Origin of the sequence: Bradyrhizobium sp. (assembly GCF_035701725.1) — a bacterium.
Classification (GTDB): Bacteria; Pseudomonadota; Alphaproteobacteria; order Rhizobiales; family Xanthobacteraceae; genus Bradyrhizobium.
Genome location: NZ_DASSRP010000211.1, coordinates 1 through 2,399, shown reverse-complemented (window position 1 = coordinate 2,399; position 2,399 = coordinate 1). Strand labels below are relative to the sequence as shown.

Here is a 2,399-nt window from a genome sequence, read left to right as displayed (position 1 = left end):
CCGTGTTCTTGGCCTACGCGCTGACTGCGGTGGCGTGGACGCCGACGGTGCCGCTGACGGATGCCTATGCGCTCCGCGGCGTGGTGCAGTACGGCCTTAACTACGGACCCGTGCGGCTATGGGGATCTGCCGCCTTCATTGTCAGTGCGCTCGCCGGCGGTTGGCTTGCCGACCAGATTGCGGCCACGCATCTGATCTGGATCATCACTGCCGTGGCGGCGATCGGGGCCCTGGTCAGTCTTGGTTTGCAGCCATTGGATGGACGCAAGGCAAAGGCGACGGTGACACACGGTTCGACGGCCTTGCTGCGCGATCCCGCTTTTCTGGCGATCATCGTCACGTCCGCATTGATTCAAGGCAGCCATTCCGCACTTTACATCTTCGGTTCCATCACCTGGCAGCTCGCAGGTCTCGGCGGATTGACGATCGCGGCGCTGTGGGCGCTCGGCGTCATCGTCGAGATCGTGGTCTTTGCGCTGTCGCCGCGCTTCACGCTGCAGCCGGCCACGCTGGTCGTGATCGGAGGGATTGGTGCGGTGGCGCGCTGGCTGATCACGGCGCAGGAGCCGCCGGTCGCAGTACTCGCCGTCGTTCAGCTTGCGCACGGCGTGAGCTTTGCGATGACGCAACTCGGCACCATAGGATTGATGGTCAAGCACGTGCCGATGCCGATGGTGACGCGGGCGCAAGGCTATCTCGCCGCGTGCAGCGGCATCGTCGCCTCCCTCGCCTCGATCGTCTCCGGCCTGATCTATGCGCGCTACGGCGAGTGCGTCTATTACGCGATGGCTGCGATGGCGCTTTTGGGCGCGGCCATCATGTGGGCCGCGTGGAAACATCTCGAGGCTTACCCCCAGAGCGCAGGCTCGGGCGGGTAGACCAGACTGCCGTCGTAGCGCAGGCCGCCATCGCGGTCTCGCGCCAGCAGAAGCGGGCCGTCAAGATCGACAAAGCGCGCCTGTTGCGCGATCAGCATCGCGGGCGCCATCGCGAGCGACGTCGCCACCATGCAGCCGACCATGATGTCGAAGCCTTGCGCTTTTGCCGCATCCGCCATCGCGAGCGCCTCCGTCAGTCCGCCGGTCTTGTCGAGTTTGATATTGACCGCGTCGTAGCGTCCGCGAAGGCCGTCCAGGGAAGCGCGATCATGCACGCTCTCGTCGGCGCAGACGGCAACCGGCCGCCTGATCTGCGCCAACGCCACATCCTGGCCCGCGGGCAGGGGCTGTTCGACCAGCGTAACGCCGGCTCCCGCGCAGGCCGCGAGATTTTGTTCGAGATTGGCCTCGGTCCAGGCCTCGTTGGCGTCGACGATTAGTTCGGAGTCGGGCGCGGCCTTGCGCACGGCGGCGATTCTCATCTCATCGCCGTCGCCACCGAGCTTGATCTTGAGCAGCGGCCGGTGCGCGGCTTTCGCGGTCGCCGCCGCCATCGCCTCCGGCGTTCCCAGCGAGATCGTAAAGGTGGTGACGCGCGGGAGGGGAACAGTGCGTCCCAGAAGATCCCAGATTCGCTGGCCTGCTTGTTTGGCCTCAAGTTCGAGCAGGGCGCAATCCAGTGCATTGCGGGCGGCCGATGCCGGCATCGCGGATTGCAAGGCCTGCCGGTCAAGTCCGCGGGCGATGGCATCCGTCATGCCAAGGATGGCCGAAAGCGTTGCTTCAGGCGTCTCGCCGTAGCGGGGATAAGGAACGCATTCGCCGCGGCCGATCGCTTCGCCGTGAGCAACTTCCGCCACGACCACGACCGCTTCGGTCTTGGCGCCGCGGCTGATGGTGAAACTGCCTTCGATTGGCCAATGTTCGATTCTCGCCTCAAGCATTGGCACTTTGCTGGAAGTCATTCTAATATCTAGCCGTTTGTCAGCGCGCCGGATCGCGCGCCCTATGCTAGACATATTATCAGGGCGTATCCGGATTTTCCCCTTCAAGCGGCATCTGAAGAAAAGGCTCAAGGAGCTGGAATCGTGAGCGGCGACCCGACACTGGAGCGTATCGCAAAGGGAGGCGCACTGGCGCTGTGCGCGGCCGGTCCCTGGACCGCACGCTTTGCCTCCGAGCTTGAGCAGATGGTTGCCGATGCCGAACGGCTGAAGGGAAAGGCGGCCAACATCTTGATCGACGTGTCGCAGATTTCCAAGCTCGATACCTTCGGCGCCTGGTTGATCGAGCGGCTGCGCCGCAGCCTGACCCAGGGCGGCATCGAGGCCAAGATCGCAGGCCTGTCGGCGGATTATTCCACGCTCGTCGAGGAGGTGCGCCGCGTGAAGGCCGCGCCCGCCGTGGAGCGGGCGCAGGTCACCGTCACAGGCATGCTTGCCCAGGTCGGCCGCAGCGTCGCCGGCATCGGTGAGACGTTTGTCGGCCTGATCGACATGCTCGGCGCCGTGCTCGCGGCCG

The 2,399-nt window shown here is 64.9% G+C and carries 3 protein-coding genes; 2 read left to right on the top strand and 1 reads right to left on the bottom strand.

What is annotated here, in order from left to right; genetic code table 11:
* The coding region (locus VFL62_RS12235; protein WP_325172639.1) for an MFS transporter at window positions 1-878 on the top strand (878 nt) is incomplete at its 5' end.
* On the opposite strand, the gene dgcA is transcribed toward VFL62_RS12235, so the two are convergent.
* Complete coding sequence (gene dgcA / locus VFL62_RS12230; RefSeq protein WP_325172638.1) at window positions 848-1,843, bottom strand: N-acetyl-D-Glu racemase DgcA; 996 nt, start codon at window positions 1,841-1,843, stop codon at window positions 848-850. The two genes, VFL62_RS12235 and dgcA, sit on opposite strands and share 31 nt — an antisense overlap.
* 123 nt (window positions 1,844-1,966) lie before the next feature.
* On the opposite strand from dgcA, the gene VFL62_RS12225 reads away from it, so the two are divergent.
* Window positions 1,967-2,399 (top strand): STAS domain-containing protein (locus tag VFL62_RS12225; protein WP_325172637.1); only part of this gene is annotated, 433 nt, incomplete at its 3' end.

Excerpts from the sequence above, each read along its gene's own strand:
- dgcA (WP_325172638.1), bottom strand. The coding sequence starts at position 1,843 with ATGACTTCCAGCAAAGTGCCAATGCTTGAGGCGAGAATCGAACATTGG.